The 17,940-nt window shown below is 51.4% G+C and carries 16 protein-coding genes and 1 tRNA gene; 3 read left to right on the forward strand and 14 right to left on the reverse strand.

The features are described 5' to 3' along the window. Position 1: 1 nt before the first annotated feature. Together IM700_RS06540 and IM700_RS23095 are read right to left on the reverse strand one after the other, a co-directional pair. Positions 2-1,570 (reverse strand): response regulator transcription factor, encoded by a 1,569-nt coding sequence (locus tag IM700_RS06540; RefSeq protein WP_193415034.1) that lies wholly within the window; start codon positions 1,568-1,570, stop codon positions 2-4. 90 nt (positions 1,571-1,660) lie between these two features. Next, entirely contained in the window at positions 1,661-2,563 is a 903-nt protein-coding gene (locus IM700_RS23095) for a GNAT family N-acetyltransferase (RefSeq protein ID WP_193415033.1), read from the reverse strand. Between the two features lie 80 nt (positions 2,564-2,643). On the opposite strand from IM700_RS23095, the gene IM700_RS06550 reads away from it, so the two are divergent. Continuing rightward, complete coding sequence (locus IM700_RS06550; RefSeq protein ID WP_204801122.1) at positions 2,644-2,820, forward strand: hypothetical protein; 177 nt, start codon at positions 2,644-2,646, stop codon at positions 2,818-2,820. A gap of 46 nt (positions 2,821-2,866) precedes the next feature. After that, positions 2,867-3,484, forward strand: coding sequence for an amidohydrolase family protein (locus IM700_RS06555; RefSeq protein ID WP_204801124.1), 618 nt, complete (start codon positions 2,867-2,869; stop codon positions 3,482-3,484). Here the strand turns inward: IM700_RS06555 and IM700_RS06560 are convergent. Next, entirely contained in the window at positions 3,467-3,664 is a 198-nt protein-coding gene (locus IM700_RS06560; protein WP_155605089.1) for a hypothetical protein, read from the reverse strand. The genes IM700_RS06555 and IM700_RS06560 overlap by 18 nt on opposite strands. Before the next feature lie 123 nt (positions 3,665-3,787). On the opposite strand from IM700_RS06560, the gene IM700_RS06565 reads away from it, so the two are divergent. Next, the gene (locus IM700_RS06565) at positions 3,788-4,573 is read left to right on the forward strand and encodes a lipase family protein (protein WP_193415031.1); all 786 of its coding nucleotides are present in this window, start codon (positions 3,788-3,790) and stop codon (positions 4,571-4,573) included. A 64-nt stretch (positions 4,574-4,637) separates the two neighbouring features. On the opposite strand, the gene IM700_RS06570 is transcribed toward IM700_RS06565, so the two are convergent. The 11 genes from IM700_RS06570 to IM700_RS06620 form a co-directional block, all read right to left on the reverse strand. After that, on the reverse strand, positions 4,638-6,692 hold the full coding sequence (locus IM700_RS06570) for a serine hydrolase domain-containing protein (RefSeq protein ID WP_193415030.1): 2,055 nt from the start codon (positions 6,690-6,692) through the stop codon (positions 4,638-4,640). A 96-nt stretch (positions 6,693-6,788) separates the two neighbouring features. Continuing rightward, positions 6,789-8,069 (reverse strand): ATP-binding protein, encoded by a 1,281-nt coding sequence (locus tag IM700_RS06575; RefSeq protein ID WP_193415029.1) that lies wholly within the window; start codon positions 8,067-8,069, stop codon positions 6,789-6,791. Beyond that, positions 8,066-8,809 (reverse strand): LytR/AlgR family response regulator transcription factor, encoded by a 744-nt coding sequence (locus IM700_RS06580; RefSeq protein ID WP_193415028.1) that lies wholly within the window; start codon positions 8,807-8,809, stop codon positions 8,066-8,068. The genes IM700_RS06575 and IM700_RS06580 overlap by 4 nt, the downstream gene beginning before the upstream one ends. A 322-nt stretch (positions 8,810-9,131) precedes the next feature. Next, entirely contained in the window at positions 9,132-9,395 is a 264-nt protein-coding gene (locus tag IM700_RS23485) for a hypothetical protein (protein ID WP_418888768.1), read from the reverse strand. 267 nt (positions 9,396-9,662) lie between these two features. Further along, a complete protein-coding gene (locus IM700_RS06590; protein WP_193415027.1) occupies positions 9,663-11,114 on the reverse strand; it encodes an MDR family MFS transporter in 1,452 nt (483 codons plus the stop codon). A 353-nt stretch (positions 11,115-11,467) separates the two neighbouring features. Beyond that, a tRNA-Leu gene (locus IM700_RS06595) sits at positions 11,468-11,555 on the reverse strand. Between the two features lie 89 nt (positions 11,556-11,644). Next, a complete protein-coding gene (locus tag IM700_RS06600) occupies positions 11,645-13,261 on the reverse strand; it encodes a glycoside hydrolase family 5 protein (protein WP_193415026.1) in 1,617 nt (538 codons plus the stop codon). A 143-nt stretch (positions 13,262-13,404) separates the two neighbouring features. Continuing rightward, a complete protein-coding gene (locus IM700_RS06605) occupies positions 13,405-14,778 on the reverse strand; it encodes a glycoside hydrolase family 28 protein (protein ID WP_193415025.1) in 1,374 nt (457 codons plus the stop codon). After that, positions 14,765-15,892 carry a glycoside hydrolase family 88/105 protein gene (locus tag IM700_RS06610; RefSeq protein WP_193415024.1) on the reverse strand — a complete coding sequence of 376 codons (1,128 nt, stop codon included), beginning with the start codon at positions 15,890-15,892 and terminating at the stop codon, positions 14,765-14,767. Before IM700_RS06610 ends, IM700_RS06605 begins: the two co-directional genes overlap by 14 nt. A 59-nt stretch (positions 15,893-15,951) precedes the next feature. Then, on the reverse strand, positions 15,952-16,827 hold the full coding sequence (locus IM700_RS06615) for a carbohydrate ABC transporter permease (RefSeq protein WP_155605081.1): 876 nt from the start codon (positions 16,825-16,827) through the stop codon (positions 15,952-15,954). After that, on the reverse strand, positions 16,827-17,795 hold the full coding sequence (locus tag IM700_RS06620) for an ABC transporter permease (protein WP_193415023.1): 969 nt from the start codon (positions 17,793-17,795) through the stop codon (positions 16,827-16,829). Before IM700_RS06620 ends, IM700_RS06615 begins: the two co-directional genes overlap by 1 nt. Positions 17,796-17,940: the final 145 nt, after the last annotated feature.

The following is a 17,940-nucleotide window of genomic DNA, read 5'->3' on the forward strand; positions in this document are numbered from 1 at the left end:
GTTATCCCCTCTTGGCGAGCTGCTGCCGGCGATATTCCCGCGGCGACAACCCCGTTTGCTTTTTGAACACTTTGGTGAAATAACTGGGATCCGAATAACCCACTTGGCTGCCGATCTCCGAAATGGGCAACACGTCGGTACGGAGTAGCTCCATCGCCTTGGCGATACGGATCCGATTTAAATATTCGCTAAACCCCTCATCGTTGTGAGTAGAGAAGTAGCTCGACAAATACGACGGATTAAAGTGAAAATGCCGGCTGAGTGAGCTTAAAGAAAGCGGCTCTCCATAGTGTTCACCGATATACTCAAGCAGCAGCTTCATGTTGCCGTCGCCGGGCAGCGGGACACGGGCCGATATCAGCGCTTCCGCTTCACTCAAGAAAGCGTGGAACGCCTGTAAAGCACCGGCTACGTCCTGCGCTTCATCAATGGCTTTAAAATAGGTGAACTTCGATGCTTCCAGCTCTTTCGCTTCGCGGTGGAGCTCCAAGGCTGCAATCGTCACGTGGAATACGGCGTTCCCCAAGAACGATTTGAACTCAAAGGGCGTTTGCCGATAACTCCCGGCCGCTTCGGCAGCGAGTCCTCGCAATCTCCCGAACGCTTCCTCCGCCTGCCCCTTCTTAATTCCAGACATCAATTCCTTCATGTCGAATGTAGGAAGCGCGGTAGCCGGGGGTAGCTCTTCTGTTTGCAGGACGGTCTTTCCAGGAAAATAAAACCGAAATTGCAACAGCTTCTGCCACTCTTCCCGGTACGCGTTCCCCAAATCGCGAAGCTCCGCAAATTCGCTGCCGATCACCCACGTCAAATCCGGCATCAGCGCTGCTTTGGCCAGCGGGTATCCGTACACAGCGTCAGTCACTTCAACTCTGTGCTGACCGGGAAAATTCAGCAACATTAACAGTTGCCTGCCTTCGGAATAGATGCGCTGAATCCGCATCGAAACGGTCAGCTCGTACAATCGGCTCTCCAATCCTGCCGCAAGACCGGATAGATACCCATCCGGTTCCCCCGCTATTTGGCTGGCATCCGTACCGGTCAGCAGAAACCGATCATACGGAAAAGCTTCGGACAGCCGTTGATCCCGTTGATCCCCCTCCTCCGATTCGTATCCGTCGATTAGACGCTCGAGCAGGCGTTCCAGTGGCAAGTCCCCGCGTTCGATTTCTCCGAGTGAAAACCCAGGAATTTTGCGAGCGGTTCTTTGCAATACCTGCAAGAGCTCCTCCGTCTCCAGCTTTGGCTTGAGGATATAGTCCGCGACACCGCTTTGGAACGTGGAACGCACATACTCGAATTCCCCAAAGCTGCTCAGCACGATCACCTCCACCTGCGGGTAGCGGGCTTTCAGCACGCGAGTCAATTCCTCCCCGTCCATCACCGGCATGACGATATCCGTAATGACGATATGAGGCGACAACGGTTCCATCATCTCCAGCGCTTCCTTGCCGTTTGCGGCCTCGCCGACAATGCGGAACCCATGCGTCTCCCAATCCAGATGGTGCTTGATCCCCTGACGCACCAACAGTTCATCATCAACAATCATTATCCGGCAGAGCTCGCTCATGTCTTTATCCCCCCAGGATCCAATCAAGTTCCGTTCGAAATGTTAGCGTTTACACAAAAGAGCAAAACGGCGGTCTCCCGCCGCTTCGCATCACTGCAGATCCAATCGGTAATTCACCGCATACTCCGCTTCTTTAAACCCTTCCTGAAGATATAACGCTTTGGCCCGTTCATTTTCCGCATTAACGCACAGGATGACCCGGCTATATCCGGTTTCCCAGCCAAACTCCATCGCCCGACGAAGCAGCAAGCGGCCGAGTCCCTTCCCTTGGTATTCAGGGAGCAGCGCGAGAGGCCCGATGTTCATGATCGGCGCATCCACGTATTCGTCGTCCGCGCAACGTACAATGCCAATCGGCCGATCCTCATGGACCAAGAACAGCATACCGCCGTTCAGATAATCCGATTCTCCGGGATACTTCGCCACCATGTCCGGCGTAATTGGCGTTTGGCTGCCCTTCAGTTGAGAAAATCCAGCATTCCGCACGACGCACCAAGCTTCCTCGTCCTCCCCAGGGCGGAACGCACGGAAGTTATAGCCTTCCGGAAGGTCATACGGCGCGGGGTTCAGCGGTTCGTTCACCAGCAGGAAAGAATATCTTTCCACCTGGAAACCAAGCTGTGAAACGATCTCCATCAGTCCGGGATTAACCGACGGCACAAAGATGAACATCTTCGCCAAGCCCTCGCCATGCTTCACGATTTCAGCAAGTAAGCGATGGTAAACGGCCTCATCCCCGGTTTCGCTGTGCAAAATGCGAAAACGCGCCTGCTGTCCCTTTCGCTGGTAAGCATCGGCGATGATCGAAGCCGCGCCGATCAGTTCCCCCTTCTCATTGACGGCTATGTAAGTGGGATGCTCCTCATGAATTTGGAACTCAGCCAAATCCTCTTCATACAAGAAGGAGTCGTCCACCTCTTGGCGATGCTTGCGACAGTATGTCTTAAAGTCCTCCATCCGCTCCGGACTTAAGGGCAAAATTCGAATGTCCATGTTTGCTCCCCCTTTTAGATCAATAGAAATTAATGATGCGCTATGCTAGGATATCGTTAATTAGGATGGAGGTGGTGTGGATGAGCCTTTCCTTTACAGAGGCTTTACACCTTAACGCGCTGGATGAATTGAAACGCATACCGAAAAGCGATTTGCATAGTCATGCCGGGCGCGGCGGCAACATCTCCTACATTGAAGCCTGGTCCGGTACTAAAATCGAGCCCCCCGGCCGACCGAATCGAGGTATTGGCACTTAGTTTCGGCCTCGATGAAATCTCCACCTTGGGCGGGATGAAGACGTTTATGGGGATCATAGAAGAATTGCACAGATGTTTGACTCCCGGCACGTCGTTTTTCCCTGAGCTGTCATTAGGCAGGGAAAGCCGGATCGAAGATATTTTAAAAGAGATTGATGAGGTATTGGCATATCGTTGGTTTGCTTCCATCGACATTTGCAATGATGAATTCGCCCAGCCGATCCGCCATTTCAAGCCGGTCTACCGGATTGCCAAGGTAGCGGGGCTAAGGCTTAGAGCGCATGTCGGGGAGTTCGGCTCACCGGACGATGTTCGAGAAGCTGTGGAGGAGTTGGAACTGGATGAGGTTCACCACGGCATTGCGGCGGCACGATCCGTCTCCGTAATGAATTGGCTGGCTGATCATCACATCCGGTTAAATGTCTGTCCAACGAGCAACATCCTGCTACGGGTAGCGGACAGCTACGCGAGACATCCCCTGCGCAAACTTTACGATTACGGGGTTCCCGTTACCATAAACACGGATGATCTGTTGATCTTCAACCAAAGCGTCTCACAAGAATACCTGAACTTGTATCAATCTGGGCTCATGACCGCGGAGGAACTCGATTTCATCAGGGTGACCGGGTTAAGTTATGTCGGCTCACTACATAAACATCATTAAGATCAACACAACCGCAAGAACACCAACGGCATACATCACGCCTAGACGTAGCCAATTCCGGCCAGTTTGTTGGGTGTAACGCGGATTTTCTTCCCGGTTGCTTTGCGATTGCCCGATTCTTATCGTCGCGATCAAAGCAAACGCCAAAATCAAAATGATGACTAGGATTAACCATGCCATACAATCACCTTCCTAAAGAAGTCGTTGTCCCTATTATAATCAGCCTGGGCCAATCGCGCACTATAGCATCTTCTTTCTTCGCTCTTAATATATTGGAATCAGGAAGGCGAAGGGGGATGGATCATGGAATTAAACCAGGCTCAAGTCCAGCGCGCGTTGTTCTTGGCGGCGGTTTGCGGCCAGACCTACGCGCAATTCACGAATTCGGACGGTACGTTTGTCCTCCCGCCGCCTTATTCACTGTATGAGACCCTCGAAGCAAAATCCCTGATCGGCCAGTGGGAACGCTTCGGGTTTATATGGCATTCGGCGGACGAGATCGTGATCGCCTTCCGGGGCACTAGCTCAACGTCCAACTGGATTGCCGATGCCATCGCCACGCAGCAGAAGTTCAAATGGGCCAAGGATGCCGGCGCCACGCACCGGGGATTCACCGGCATTTATGCATCGGCCCGCCGCCAAATTCACTCGGCGCTGCGCCGGCTACCGGAGGATAAGACGCTATATCTAACGGGCCATAGCCTCGGAGCCGCCCTGGCAACGTTGTGTGCCATGGACATCGCCGCTAACACGCCTCGCGTGCCCATCCTGTTTACGTTCGGATCTCCTCGTGTCGGGGATCCGAATTTTGTTAACGCATTTACCCAGTACGTCCCAAACAGTTATCGGATTCACAATGAATTCGACGCCGTGACGCATATCCCCCCTACGATTTTCAAGCTGCCAAAACTAGATAAAACCTACTATTACCGCCATGTCTCCGTTTCCTACCCGCTGTATTTCGCCGACACCTCGTTATCCTCCAATCATGTCATCGACAGCTATTTCGCAGAGTTGGCTAAGCTTGATTCGGCATACACCGATTATTTATCCTCCTTGAGCACTTCGTTTTGCCCGAATCCGGGCTAACATCGTTGAGAACCGAAGAACCGCTAGCCGTCAATGCACGGCTAGCGGTTTTCTCTAAGAGAAATTATTGGCTCAGATGAATACGGAACACGTCTCCGGGTTGCCCGCCGAACACGATCTTCCCGCCGGCCGGCAGTTTAAAGGAAGGCTGCTTACTAATAATCGACGAGTGAACCAGCAACCCTTGTTCGTCATATACGATGAAGCCGCCGCTTCCTTCCGTTTTCACGGTCATCGTCCGCTCTGCCAAGGACGGCTGTATGTTAAACCATCTTGCCTGGCCGCTTGGTAGAATGGTGATCTTCGATTGCGCTCCGGCGTAGAGGTTAGGAATTCCATCCTCACGGATAAAGGTTTGACCATTTACATCCAAAATCTCCGCGCCACTCAACTCCGAGAATTTGAAATCAAAAGCGTCCCGGCTGTTCATATTCGGAATTTCCATAATGTTCACCGCCTGATTGGCATCCACGATTTTAGCGCCGTTGGCATAACCGTATTCAAGATCAAGTGAGATCGTTTTATTGAGAACCGACGTGGCCAGGAAGAACAGGGAATTGATTTTCTCATCCAAAGCATAATACATTTTTCCATCTCTGGTTTTCCACTTTTCTTTCATCGCTTGACTCAGCGGTTGAGCTTCCAGCTTCTGATATTCGTAGGATACCATATGCATTTGGCTAAGCCCCGGGAAGTTCAAATATGCATCCAGCTTCAAATAGGTCTTGCCGTTGGTCTCCTTCACAAAGCTAACGTTGGCCGTGCCATCGCTGCTCGTAAACCGGCCGTTGCCCGTATATACATACGTTTGTGCCGGAATTAAACCGCCCATTTGGGCTGCCAATTCCATTTGCCCTTGTTGAATGACAACCTTCATTGTTTCGCCGACCATTCCGTATAATCCGGAATAAGCTTGCAGCTCCTTAGGCATTTCCATCTTAACGGGAGCCTCGAAGGTCGGAGTCGGTTGAATCTCGTCAATCAGGCCTTTTTCGTCCAAATACTCCAGCAATACCCCGGCGGCGAAGGCACTGTTATAGAACGAGCTTCCTCCCGAAGAAAGCACGGCGATCGAGATATGCTGCTCCGGCAAGACGATCATTCCGGCGTGATACACGATCGTATCGCCGCCTTTCGATAAAGCGGTGATGCCGTATTCTCCAAACGGAGCCAGCTCTACAGCATCCCAGCCCAATCCGTAGTTAAAAATATTCGTTTCTTCCTCCACCCAAATTCCGTTGCGATATTCGTGGGCTTGCATCAATTTCGACGCAGCCTTGGAAAGCAACTCCGGCCGGTCTCCCATCAGGACTTCGGCAAATTTCGTTAATTCTTCAGCAGTAGAATAGATGCCGCCCGCACCAAGCACATTGGCATTTTCCACAGGTAAAACATGATCTATTCCTGGAAAATAAGTTTTGGCCAGCTTCTCTCGGTCAAACGTATCGAGTGGCGTTTTGGTGCTTCCGAGTCCCAAAGGCTTGCTGAAATGTTGATCCAGGTAATCTGAATAGCTGACTCCACTTACGCGTTCCACCAGAATCTCCAGCAGCGTAAAGCCATCATTGCAATAGACGGAATACGCGCCGGGGTCAGATTTCAGGTGCTCGGACCGCAGCTTGCTCAGCAATTCGTCATGGTTTTGCGTGTCGTTATCATCAAATAACATGCTGTTCTCGTAGTGGGAACCATACAAACCCGATGAATGGTTTAACAACATCCGCGGCGTAATTTGGCGATACCTTTTGTCCGCCATTTGAAAGTCCTTGACATACGTCGTGAGCGGTTGATCCAAGTCCACGAGCTTCGCATCGACCAATTGCATGGTTGCTGCGGCGACAACCATTTTGCTGACCGAGCCTATTCCGTACATCGTCTCCCGGGTGACGGGCGCACCCGTTTCCTGATTAGATGCTCCGGCGCCGTCAGATAACGTGATCGCTCCATGATCCCTAATGGCGTATTGCAGGCTGGTTACGCCATAATCCGAGATGACGGTATGAGCCAGCGTTTGCGCTTTATCCTTTACCGGGTTTGCACTTGCCTGAACGTTTCCTTGACCCGCCGGCATGATGAGCACCAGCAACAACGTAAGGAAACCAATCATCCATTTGTTCATTTCCGATTCCTCCCTGTATCTTTATCTATTGGATACAGGTCTTATCGTACATGAAGGAAGAAGCGGATGAAGGCTACTCGTTCTGAAACGCAAATATCAATCCCCGAACGGCAGGAGCACCATATTATTAAAGGACTTACTGCCCGTCTCGATGGTCATGTTGCCTCCGTATTTCTCGCATATTCTGGAGATATTGGTGAGGCCGATCCCGTGAAACTCCCGGTTTGGCTTCTGGCTTTGTAAACGAATCACCTCGTGCTCGGTTTGGTTCTTAATCTGAATGGACAGAGCAGACTCGTCCGAGCGGATGCGAATCAGGATATAGCGATCTTCTGCGATCTTGACTTTCTTGGAAGCTTCCAAAGCGTTATCCAGCATATTGCCGAGCACGACGCAAAGGTCGTAACGATCGATGTTCAGATCCTGCGAGTAGAGACTCAGCTGTGTGTCGATTCGAATCCCATTCGCCTCGCCGATATTCAGTGCGTTTGTGACAAGGGCATCGATTACAAGATGGCCCGTATTCACTCGATGATAAGCGTCTTCGACTTTATTTAGCGTGACTCTTATATGTTCTAATGCCGCAGCCGGGTCCCCCCGCTTGATGCACTCCTCAACATACAGAAATTGTTGGTTCGTATCGTGGATGATGCGTTTGATGGATTTGAAGCTATGCACCGTTTTTTCATAGTTCGCGTCTTGGTAGTCCATCTGTCGCTGCAATTGAAAATTCTCCTGTTGGAATTGAAACTTCTCCATCATCGTGTCGAACATATAGATCACCAACACATTGAGTAACAACAGTCCGATGACCCAAATAAAGAAATGCAGGTTTTTTTCGCTAAACGCAGCCAACCTATTTACCTGATAAATGCTGAACACGGGGACGAACAGAAATAGAAGGTAGTATGAAGGCTTTAACGGATACGTTCGACGTTTGGCCATGAGTCGGATCAGCTGAACTACAACAAACATAAACGTGCAGGAGAGCAACAGAGTTTTGGCGGACGCCGAAAAGCTCGAAGGTTCAAAATTCCGAAATTCGTCCGAATTGAGGGTGTAGAAAACAAACAAAGAGAGCGAATTGACGATGGACATCAACACCGCGTACAAGACCGTATACATCAACTTGTTTTTGAGTTCAACCTGGTAGGAGTCCGCTAAACTGTAAATCAGCAATAAGGCTACACCGGAGGCGGCGCCCCACCCCATGTCGACAGTCAAATAGACCGTGCTCACCAATACGAATACGATAAAATGCACGATCCGATGCGGTTTACGAGCCGACCGCCCAAACACCGAGTCAAAATATAGGAGAAGCTGGTAACCTAGCACGAATACGATGCTGATCAGAATCGGAAGATGAAATGGAATCATAAGTTGTCCTTCATTACCTTGAATTTCGTATAGAAATCTTTCACTTCTTTGATTTTCGATCGTCCGATCGGCATTTCCAATCCGTTTGACATCTGTACGACACTCCCAGCAAATTTGTTCACATGGTTCATATTAATGATGATTGAGCGATGAATCTGCAAGAACTGACTGTCTTTTAGAGACTCCGCATACTTCGAGATCAGTCCTTTACTTTCAACAACTTGAGATACGGTTATGAACTTCAACTTGTTCTTCACTGTTAGGCTCTTGGCGGATTCAATCGCGATAATTTCATCATGCTTGAGCACCACATCTTCATAGCCGGATTGAACGATCAAGAACTTCTTCTCCTGCGCTTGAAAATAACGGCACAACCGAATGACCTTCTCCTCCAGTACCGACGGCGCGACAGGCTTGATCAAGTATTGAAAAATAAACACATCAAATCTCTCCACCATATATTCAGGATAACTCGTCAAAAAGATGATTTGCTCATCCAGATGCTGAAGCTCCCTGATTCTCCGGGCTACGGAAATCCCGTTTATCCCGCTCATCTCCACATCCAATATGAGAATATGGAACGGCGATTTCTCCTGTTCATAATGGGACACTAACTGTTCGCCGGAGGGGAACAATTCGATTTCAAATTCGATATTGGCTTTAAACGATAAAGCCAGCAATATCTGCCGCAGTTGGTCTCGTTGCTGCTCATCATCATCGCAAACCGCTACTCGAAACATCCTGCCTCACCTCCGTTGCTTTCTTCTCATTGTTCCATTATAACGCAACGCAGGGTTTCCCTCCTCTTGCTCGCTTCTTTGCACGATTATCCCCTTCACTCAGGGAGCAGAGTAGAGTTGAGGGTTGGGGCAGAGTTGGGCTTGAGCTGGGTGGAGATCGAGGTGGAGATCATAGAACGGACGTTAATCATGCGCCATGATTCACTTACTAGCATCTGATCCAACGGGATAATCGTGCAAAGAGCGAACAAGTACGCGTATTGAGCTAACGGATGCGCGCTACACCGCTATTTCCGAGCATACTAACTAATATAGCGAGCAGTTACTGGGAACTATTCATGTTCTGATTCTGTAATCGAATCAGTACTTTGCCAAAACGTCCGCCCTCCTGAATGACTACTTTGCCGGACGGATATGCTTGATCCAAATAGTCAGCAATGATATTCCGATTCCGCTCATCTACTGGCAGACGGTGATGGCCAAGCCAAGACATCGTTTCCTGCATTGCCGTTTCTCTGGTGACCTCCTTTGTTTTCTTTTCCCATGTGATTAGCGATTCATAAGCATAACCTTTAAGATACAACAAATGCAGCAAGTATCCCCTTTCCGTAGGTTTCGTATGAAAAGGCTGACCCGTGAGGAGAGGCCAAACTTCGTTCACAAGGCTATGCTCTGCAGGAATTATCGGCATGATTGTTCGTTGAAAGTCTTGGCCTTACGTTCAAAGGATCTGGCAGGATCGATCCCGGCTCTTCTCATCTTGTTTACGATGGTATCGGAATCGTCTTTCCATGCTTTTTCCCAAACGGATGCATTGTAAAAATCGTTCATGATCATCCCTCGCTCTTTCCTTTTAGCTTAGGGACTCCCCTATTTCTGCTTCCTGTTCTAGTCCCGGCGACTTCCCTTTACGGAGAAAGAGACCAAGTACAAACGCAACAAGGGCGATGATGCCGCCGAAAACAAACGCATTGTTGATGCCAGCTGCGAGCCCGTTGGCAATTTCCGCCGGAGCCTGCGGATCGCTCACCCCGCTCAAATAATGCTTCTGTCCGCCCGACATAATACTGATGTACAGAGCAGTGCCAATTGCGCCGGACACCTGCTGCAGCGTATTCAAGATCGCTGTCCCGTGCGGGTGCAGATGGTTTGGCAGTTGGTTGAGCCCCGCTGTTTGTGCGGGCATCATGACAAGCGCGGAACCAATCATCAGTGCGACGTGAACGGCGACGAGGAACCCCGTGCTCGTCGTTTCATCGAATCGGGTAAATTGCCATAATGAGATGGCAACAAGGGCCAGGCCTGGGATGATCGTTATGCGAGGTCCAAACTTATCAAACAGCTTGCCTGAAATCGGAGCCATGAGCCCGTTCGCAAACCCTCCAGGAAGCAGAATCAAGCCTGATTTAAATGCCGTTACCATGAGTACACCTTGCATAAATATTGGAAGCATAATCGCCGAGGAGAAAAATGTCATCATTAGCACAAGCATAAGCGCCACGATAAGCGTAAATGTCGGATACCGGAAAGCACGTAAATCCATAACAGGTTCCTTTAACAATAACTGCCTCCACACGAACAGCAATAAGGAAATAACGCCTGCAGCGATCGTCCAGACGACTGCCGGTTCCGACCAACCGTGTTCGCCGGCATTACTGAACCCATAAACGATTCCGCCAAATCCGATCGTTGACAACACAATGGATAGGAGGTCCACTCGCGGTTTGGTAACTTTCGACACATTCTTCAACACAACGGCTCCTATGATAATGGAGAGCAGCGCAAACGGTATTACAAGGTAAAATAGCCAGCGCCATGATAATCCGTCAATGATTAATCCTGAGATAGTTGGGCCAATTGCCGGGGCGAACATGACGACGAGCCCAAAAATGCCCATTGCACCTCCGCGCTTTTCCGGCGGATAAATGGTCATGATAACGTTCATTACAAGCGGCATCAGCATGCCGGTTCCCATCGCCTGAATAATCCGCCCGACCAACAGCACACTGAAATCTGGCGACACCGCCGAGGTGACCGTGCCGACAAGGAACAAACTCATCGCCGACAGAAATATTTGCCGGGTCGTAAACCACTGCTGCACGATTGCCGTTACCGGAACAAGCACGCCAACAACGAGCATATAGGCGGTGGAAAGCCACTGCCCCGTTGCAGCAGACACGCCAAACGATTTCATAAATTCAGGAAGGGCATTGCCCATTAAAGTCTCATTCAAACCGGCGACGAACATGCCGATAATCAGAGCAAACAGGATTGGGCCGCGCTTTATTTTATTTAAGTCGATCATCCTTTTTTCCCCCAAGCCTCTATATTAAGGTAACCGTGCCACACATCAAAAAGTTGTTTTTCCATAATAAATATATCCTCCACAGATCTTCAATATCCACAATTAGAATATATGAAATGATTGCTTGAACGCCTTATCCCTGTTTCTCCCCCTCCCTCAATAACATTACAATTATAGATCTACGGTGTCCATAATAAAGGATTACATTCCTTTTTGCAATAACTTTCTTTAGATGAACTTCTCTACTAATGACGTGAACTGCGCAGATTTCGATTCGCTTTGCAAATCCCAATCAAACAAAAAGCTCCTGAACCGTCACAAGGACAGGTTCAAGAGCTTGTTCATTCTTAAGGTGGTGCGGTCGAGAGGACTCGAACCTCCACGGGGGGTTAGCCCACACGGACCTGAACCGTGCGCGTCTGCCAATTCCGCCACGACCGCTTGGTGTCTAAAATCCGCGAAATCCATAACCCGTTTTTCGCGGCGACAAGATATAAAATATCATGCGCCGCGAAAAGAGTCAACCCTTTTTACTCCACCGCGATGGAATGCAAGTCGATACGTCCACCTTGCACGCTCACAACCAGCGTGGATGCGGCAGCCGAAGTCAACTCGGCGCTAACGCGGCGCAGATCACTGCCCGGGGAGAGCGTTATGCATGCTCTCTCCACCCCATCCTGCATGACGGTTACGAGCGCAGCCTCCTTGCAAATTAGCTCCAGCGTCGCTGTATGACCTGCATCGATGCCGCGGAAGGAGTAGGCTGCAAACTCGCCGTCTGTTAACTCCAAAGCGAGGTTCTGCCAGCCGCTGTCGAACCCAAACTTCTTCGTTTGGGGCTCGTCTACAATCGGGACGATTTTCATCCCCGTTCGGGCCCGGTACTTATAGATGTTCCCTTCCGTACGGGTTCCGCTGTAGGAGACACCTCTCCCCGGCAGTTCGTCGTAATCCGTGCCGCGAACCCGGCAGCCCGGAGTACGGAACACCGCCGCCGTCACCTCCGGCCGCAGGGTGCAGTTCTCTACCTTGATATTCTCCAGATAGGCATCAAGAATTTGCTGCACGCGTTCATAACTTGGCCGTGCTCCCCCTTCTGTATAAGCAAGAAACTCGTCCCATCTCTCGGGCTTGTTCACGGTATAAGGCGAGGTCGCGCGCTCCATCTTCTTCCATGGCCATAAATTGTAGCCGATTCCCAGCGACAAAGCGAGCGGATACATCGCAGCAAACCACTCCAGGTCGTTCTCCCCGGTCTCGCCCAGCCATAAGGGCAGATCCAGCGCCTCGGAAAGCGCCAGGAACTCCTCGTACGCCTCTTTGCCGGGCTTGCAGGCATACCGATGGAAATGAATAACCATGTTGGGGTCATAACGTTTATAAAATATGGCCGTATTCGTCGCCCAATGATGCCCCTCCACCGATAGCAGATGCCGGTTATCGATTTCCCGAATGGCGGCGATCGCTTCCTCATAAAAAGCCGCCAACCGTCGAACGAGGTAATCCTCGTGTTTTCCCTCCATCAACCCTGGTCGAACCGGCTCGTTCAGCAGGTCGTAACCACCTACGATCCAGCGATCGCAGTACCGTCGGGCGAGCTCCTTCCACAGCTCGATCCCTTTGTTCCAACTGTCTTCATCGGTGAATAAGCGAGGGAAATCATCAACCGAGTCGTCGATGTTGGCTCCGGTCTGCCCGCCGGGCGCACCGTGTAAGTCCAAGAAGGCATAAAGGCCAAATTCCTCGCACCAATCCAGGCAACGGTCGATCAGTGCAAAACCATCCTCTTTCCAACGAATCCCCGGCTCGTCCTCCATCAGAATCCGCCATCCGAAAGGAATGCGAACCGAATTGTAGCCCTGCTCCGCCATCAGCCGAATATCCTCGCGAGTCACATAGTTTTCTCGGAAACGCTTCCAGAACTGTTCGGCATAGGAACTGCCGGCAACTTCCCGAATGACCGCTTCGATTCGCCGTGGGCGGTCAAACCGGGGGTTATGGGACAACCACATGTACCCTTCGCATAGCAGCCAATTTCCCAGCCCCCAGCCTGTGAGCAGGATCTCCTCTCCCTCGCCGTTCACGATCCTTGTTCCCTCTGCGCGGAGAAAGCCTTTCACCCGCGAGCGATCCGTTTTTTCGTGCATCGTTAGTCTCCTCCCGCTGCTTATCGGTAATCTCGATTAGATCAATGAATCGGAACCATTATAGCATCCGATTCCCTCGAGCAATCGCCGTCCCGATATTTGTGACCACGACCCGAAAAACGTGCACCTCTCCATTGTTTCGGTTATTCTGGCAACTCCCCGGGGAAGCTTGCTTTATTCGACGGGATTGTCACTCGTTCCACCAGCTTCTCCGGCTTGGCGGTCCCCTTCGAGCGGCAAGCCGTCAATTCGATGTCCTCCCCGTTCTCGATATAAAAGGCGGGACCTTCATGATTTTCGATCGCCACCTGGTTAAACCTCACGTCCTGCACATTCCCCAAGTAGAATCCTCGCCGCGCCATATCCTCAATCCCGGCCATCATTGCGGGGCGGCCGGGAATCGCGTCCTTCGCCATCGAGATTTCGATGTGATCGAAGGTAACTTCCGAAATATACCGCTCTGCTAAGCCGTATAGAAACCCAGCGGAGGCATGAACCTCACGAGCGGTGATGTCGGAGAAATGAATCCGTCGAAAATGCGGCGTCTCATCCGTGACCGGATAAGGATTTTTGTCCCACACGTATTTTTCCTTGCCGCGTGGTCCACAGAAGTAATAGAGATTCATAATAAATGGACAAATCACGTTTTCCATGACGATGTTGTTGATCCGGATGTCTTCGACGATACCGCCGCGACCGCGTCGGGACTTGAGCCGGATGCCACGGTCCGTTTGTTGGAAGACGCAATTCGAAATCGTCACGTTGCGGATATTCCCGCTCATCTCGCTCCCAATGACAACGCCACCATGCCCATGGATCATCGTGCAATTCGTAATCGTAATGTTCTCGCAGGAAACCCGCTCCGCCGTCTCCTCGGTACCTGCCTTAATGGCGATGCAATCGTCTCCGACATCGATATGGCAATTACTGATTCGCACGTTCGAGCAGGATTCGGGATTAATCCCATCCGTATTGGGCGAATCCGCCGGATTCAGAATCGATACGTTGTCGATGGTCACATCGCGGCAACGAATCGGATTTACCGTCCAACTGGGGGAATCGACCATCGATACGTCCTTGATCGTCACCCTCCTGCAGCGGTCGAAGCTAATCAGCTTGGGACGCGGATACTGAAGCTCCTCCGGGCGGTTTCGGTGCTTCTCCCACCAAGGCTGTCCGTTCCCCTGCAGGCAGCCGCTCCCCGTTACGGATACATTCTCGAGATCCTCCCCGTAAATACAGGAGGCATGAACCTCTCTTTGAACTCCTTCCCACCTGGATTTCACCATCGGATAATCGTCCGGATTGGTGCTGAAGGATAACACCGCCCCGGGACTTAGCCTAAGCTCGACATGGCTCTTCAGGATGATCGCCCCCGTCAAGAACGTCCCGGCCGGCACGACCACCGTGCCGCCCCCGGCTTCGCTTGCGGCCGCGATTGCAGCGGCGATGGCCGCGGTTGCCGGAGCTCCGCTGTCCTTCACCGCACCATAATCGGCGATATTATACATGCACATCGGCTTGATTCTCCATTCGGCTGATTAACGTTTCCATTTGCGTGCAGGCCATCACGAACGCGCCGACGCCGTGCAGATCGTTTTTCACCTTAGGGCGGGCGGCGTAATGGTCATAGTCGCCGGCAGACGTGCCAATACAGATGTCCGGCACCACCAGACGGCCTAGTTCATCCCATTCCACGACCCGGGTAAGCCCTTCATACCCCCGCATTGCGGCTTGCGCTGCTTCCTCGCCTACAATGCCCAGCTGTACCGCTTTTGCCAGAGTATAAACAAACAGGCAAGAGCCCGATGTTTCCAGCCAGTTATCCGGCCGTTCGCCTTTATCGACGACCTGATACCACAGCCCGCTCTCCTTGTGTTGATAACGGATTAGCGCGTCCACGAAACCGGACAGCGCACCCGCAAGCTCCTCTCTCCCAGGCTCCTCTGCCGGGAGCAAATCGAGAAATTGAGATACGGCCAAGCCATACCAGCCAAGGGAGCGGCTCCAAAATTCCGGAGAACAGCCGGTCTCCGGATCAGCCCACGGCATCTGCCGGCTCTCGTCCCAGGCATGGTACAGCAAGCCGGATTTTTCGTCCCGCATGTATTTCCGCATCAGCTTCTCCTGTCGGAGCACCTCCGCCCGGAGCCCCGTTTCTCCGAATGCATTCGCATATTTCAGGGAAAATACACCCGCCATATACAACCCGTCTAGCCACATTTGATACGGATATTTATCCTTATGCCAATAACCGCCCTCGGACGTGCGATTTAACGTCAGCAGCTGGTTTCTCAGCTTGTCGGCCGCAATCCGATATTTGGCTGCCCCGGTTCGTTCGTCTAACGTGAACAGGAGCAATCCGGCCTGCACGGCATCCAGCTCATCGCGGGCGAAGTACAGGTTGCCCCGTTCATCCACCAGATCATCGACATATTGTTGAATGTACCTGATGTACTTCTCTTCCTGAGCGACCTCCCACAACTGCTCCATGCCGCACAGGAAGACACCTTGATGGTAATGCCAACGATGCGCAGGAGGCAAGCTTCCCGCGTCGGCGTAGGTGTCCATCAACGAATCGCAAGCCTTCCTCGCCCATTCGAGCGGTGTGTTCGGACCATGCATCGTCATTCCCAAGCTCCTTCCGTCTCAGAATTGGATTCCCATCGATTGAATCCCCTTTGCCCCGTTTACCCCTTCATCGATCCCAACAATGCCCCTTTGGCAAAATGCTTCTGCAGATACGGATACACGAGCAAGATCGGCAGGGTTGCAACTACAATTACCGCCATCTTGATCGTCTGGTCCGGCGGCGGAACAGTCCCGTCCAGCTCGGCACTGTGGTCCAGTCCGCTCGCCAACACGACGATTTGCCGCAGCAACACTTGGATCGGCCATTTCGCGCTGTCGTTAAGATACAAAATGGCCGACATGTACGTGTTCCAGTACGTTACCGCATAAAACAGCGAGATCGTAGCGATTGCAGGCATCGAGAGCGGCAAGACGATTTTGAACAGGATACCAAAATCATTGCAGCCGTCAATGCGGGCGGACTCCTCCAAGCCCTCCGGAATGTTCTGGAAGAAGTTCTTGAGGATAATCATGTTAAACGCGCTGATCGAGGACGGAATAATCAGGGAGGCGAACGTATCGATCATCCCCAGTTCCTTGACGACCAGAAATGTGGGAATCAGCCCGCCGTTGAACAACATCGTGAAGACGACCAAGAAGTTGATCGTTCTCCGGCCATCGAGATCCTTGCGCGCCAGTCCGTAAGCCATCAGCGCCGTCAGCAACATGCTGAACACCGTGCCGATCAGCGTCACACCAATCGAAACGCCCATCGCCTTAAAGATCGTATTGGTCGAGAAAATAAATCGATAAGCTTCCAGGCTCCACACTTTAGGAATCAGCACGAATTTATTGGCCGCGAGCTCGGCGTTCGTCGTAAACGAACCGGCCACGACATGAACGAAAGGCAACACCGTAATCAACGCAATGATGGCCAGCAGCGTAAAATTGAGGGCAGCGTAAATCCTGCCGCTGACAGATCGGTCCTCCACCATCAGTAAACGCCCTCCTCCCCGATTTTCTTGGATAGTTTATTCACCAGCATCACTAGAATCAGCCCGATAACGGATTTGAAGAAACCGATTGCCGTGCTGTAGCTATATTGGCCCTGCCTTAGCCCCGCGGTATACACATACGTATCGATGATCTCGGCGACTTGTCGGTTCATGGAGTTGAGCAGCAGATAGACATGCTCAAAGCCCAGATCCAGCACATGCCCGATTTTCAAAATAAACAGCGTAATAATAACGCCCCGGATCGACGGTAACGTAATATGCCACACCTGGCGCATCCGGCCGGCTCCATCCATCCGCGCCGCTTCATACAATCCCGGATCGATAGCCGCCATGCCTGCCAGATAAATGATCGTTCCCCAGCCGGCCTCCCTCCAAATGACCTGGAGGATGTACATAGGCCGAAACCACTCGGGATTCAACAGGAAATTGATTTTCTCAAGACCAAAGTACACCAGCAGCTCGTTGATGATCCCGCCGTCCATCGTCACCATCACGTAGGTAATCGATACGATGATGACCCAGGACATAAAGTGCGGCAAGTAGACGAACGTCTGGAACAACCTCTTAAAGAAGTGGCCCCTGAGCTCATTCAACATCAATGCCAGAATGATCGGTACCGGAAAGTAGATAAACAGGTTCAGCGCAAACAAGATCACCGTGTTTTTCAAAATGATCATGAAATCCGGCTCGGTAAACAGCCGTCTGAAATGCTCCAAACCGACCCATTCGCTGCCTCGGATGCCGTCATACGGCTTATAATCCTGAAAGGAAATGATCAACCCGTACATCGGGAAATATTTGATGATGATGAAATACAGCACGCCGGGCAGTAGCATCAGGTACAGCCATTTATTTCTCCATAGTCGCTTTCGGAGAAGTCCGGTCTTCGTGCGTCTCCCGGGCGGAGTCTTCGGCGTGACGGAGGATGGAGCGGTCGCTTCACTCATACGTATCTTCCTCTCTCCAATGAGGTCCTTCAAAAAGTTCATCTTTCCATGACGAAGGAGTTCAAGACGTAGATTCGGCGTCGAATCTTGAATTCAGCCGGGCCCTCCGTTGCTCACGTACTCTAAAGTACGCTCCGCTACTCAG

It is taken from the genome of Paenibacillus rhizolycopersici (assembly GCF_014947195.2).
Lineage (GTDB): Bacteria > Bacillota > Bacilli > Paenibacillales > Paenibacillaceae > Fontibacillus > Fontibacillus rhizolycopersici.

What these genes read in the sequence shown, in the direction of transcription:
- IM700_RS06540 (WP_193415034.1), bottom strand. Translation starts at nt 1,570, where the DNA reads ATGAGCGAGCTCTGCCGGATAATGATTGTTGATGATGAACTGTTGGTG.
- IM700_RS23095 (WP_193415033.1), bottom strand. Translation starts at nt 2,563, where the DNA reads ATGGACATTCGAATTTTGCCCTTAAGTCCGGAGCGGATGGAGGACTTT.
- IM700_RS06550 (WP_204801122.1), top strand. Translation starts at nt 2,644, where the DNA reads ATGAGCCTTTCCTTTACAGAGGCTTTACACCTTAACGCGCTGGATGAA.
- IM700_RS06555 (WP_204801124.1), top strand. Translation starts at nt 2,867, where the DNA reads ATGGGGATCATAGAAGAATTGCACAGATGTTTGACTCCCGGCACGTCG.
- IM700_RS06560 (WP_155605089.1), bottom strand. Translation starts at nt 3,664, where the DNA reads ATGGCATGGTTAATCCTAGTCATCATTTTGATTTTGGCGTTTGCTTTG.
- IM700_RS06565 (WP_193415031.1), top strand. Translation starts at nt 3,788, where the DNA reads ATGGAATTAAACCAGGCTCAAGTCCAGCGCGCGTTGTTCTTGGCGGCG.
- IM700_RS06570 (WP_193415030.1), bottom strand. Translation starts at nt 6,692, where the DNA reads ATGAACAAATGGATGATTGGTTTCCTTACGTTGTTGCTGGTGCTCATC.
- IM700_RS06575 (WP_193415029.1), bottom strand. Translation starts at nt 8,069, where the DNA reads ATGATTCCATTTCATCTTCCGATTCTGATCAGCATCGTATTCGTGCTA.
- IM700_RS06580 (WP_193415028.1), bottom strand. Translation starts at nt 8,809, where the DNA reads ATGTTTCGAGTAGCGGTTTGCGATGATGATGAGCAGCAACGAGACCAA.
- IM700_RS06590 (WP_193415027.1), bottom strand. Translation starts at nt 11,114, where the DNA reads ATGATCGACTTAAATAAAATAAAGCGCGGCCCAATCCTGTTTGCTCTG.
- IM700_RS06600 (WP_193415026.1), bottom strand. Translation starts at nt 13,261, where the DNA reads ATGCACGAAAAAACGGATCGCTCGCGGGTGAAAGGCTTTCTCCGCGCA.
- IM700_RS06605 (WP_193415025.1), bottom strand. Translation starts at nt 14,778, where the DNA reads ATGTGCATGTATAATATCGCCGATTATGGTGCGGTGAAGGACAGCGGA.
- IM700_RS06610 (WP_193415024.1), bottom strand. Translation starts at nt 15,892, where the DNA reads ATGACGATGCATGGTCCGAACACACCGCTCGAATGGGCGAGGAAGGCT.
- IM700_RS06615 (WP_155605081.1), bottom strand. Translation starts at nt 16,827, where the DNA reads ATGGTGGAGGACCGATCTGTCAGCGGCAGGATTTACGCTGCCCTCAAT.
- IM700_RS06620 (WP_193415023.1), bottom strand. Translation starts at nt 17,795, where the DNA reads ATGAGTGAAGCGACCGCTCCATCCTCCGTCACGCCGAAGACTCCGCCC.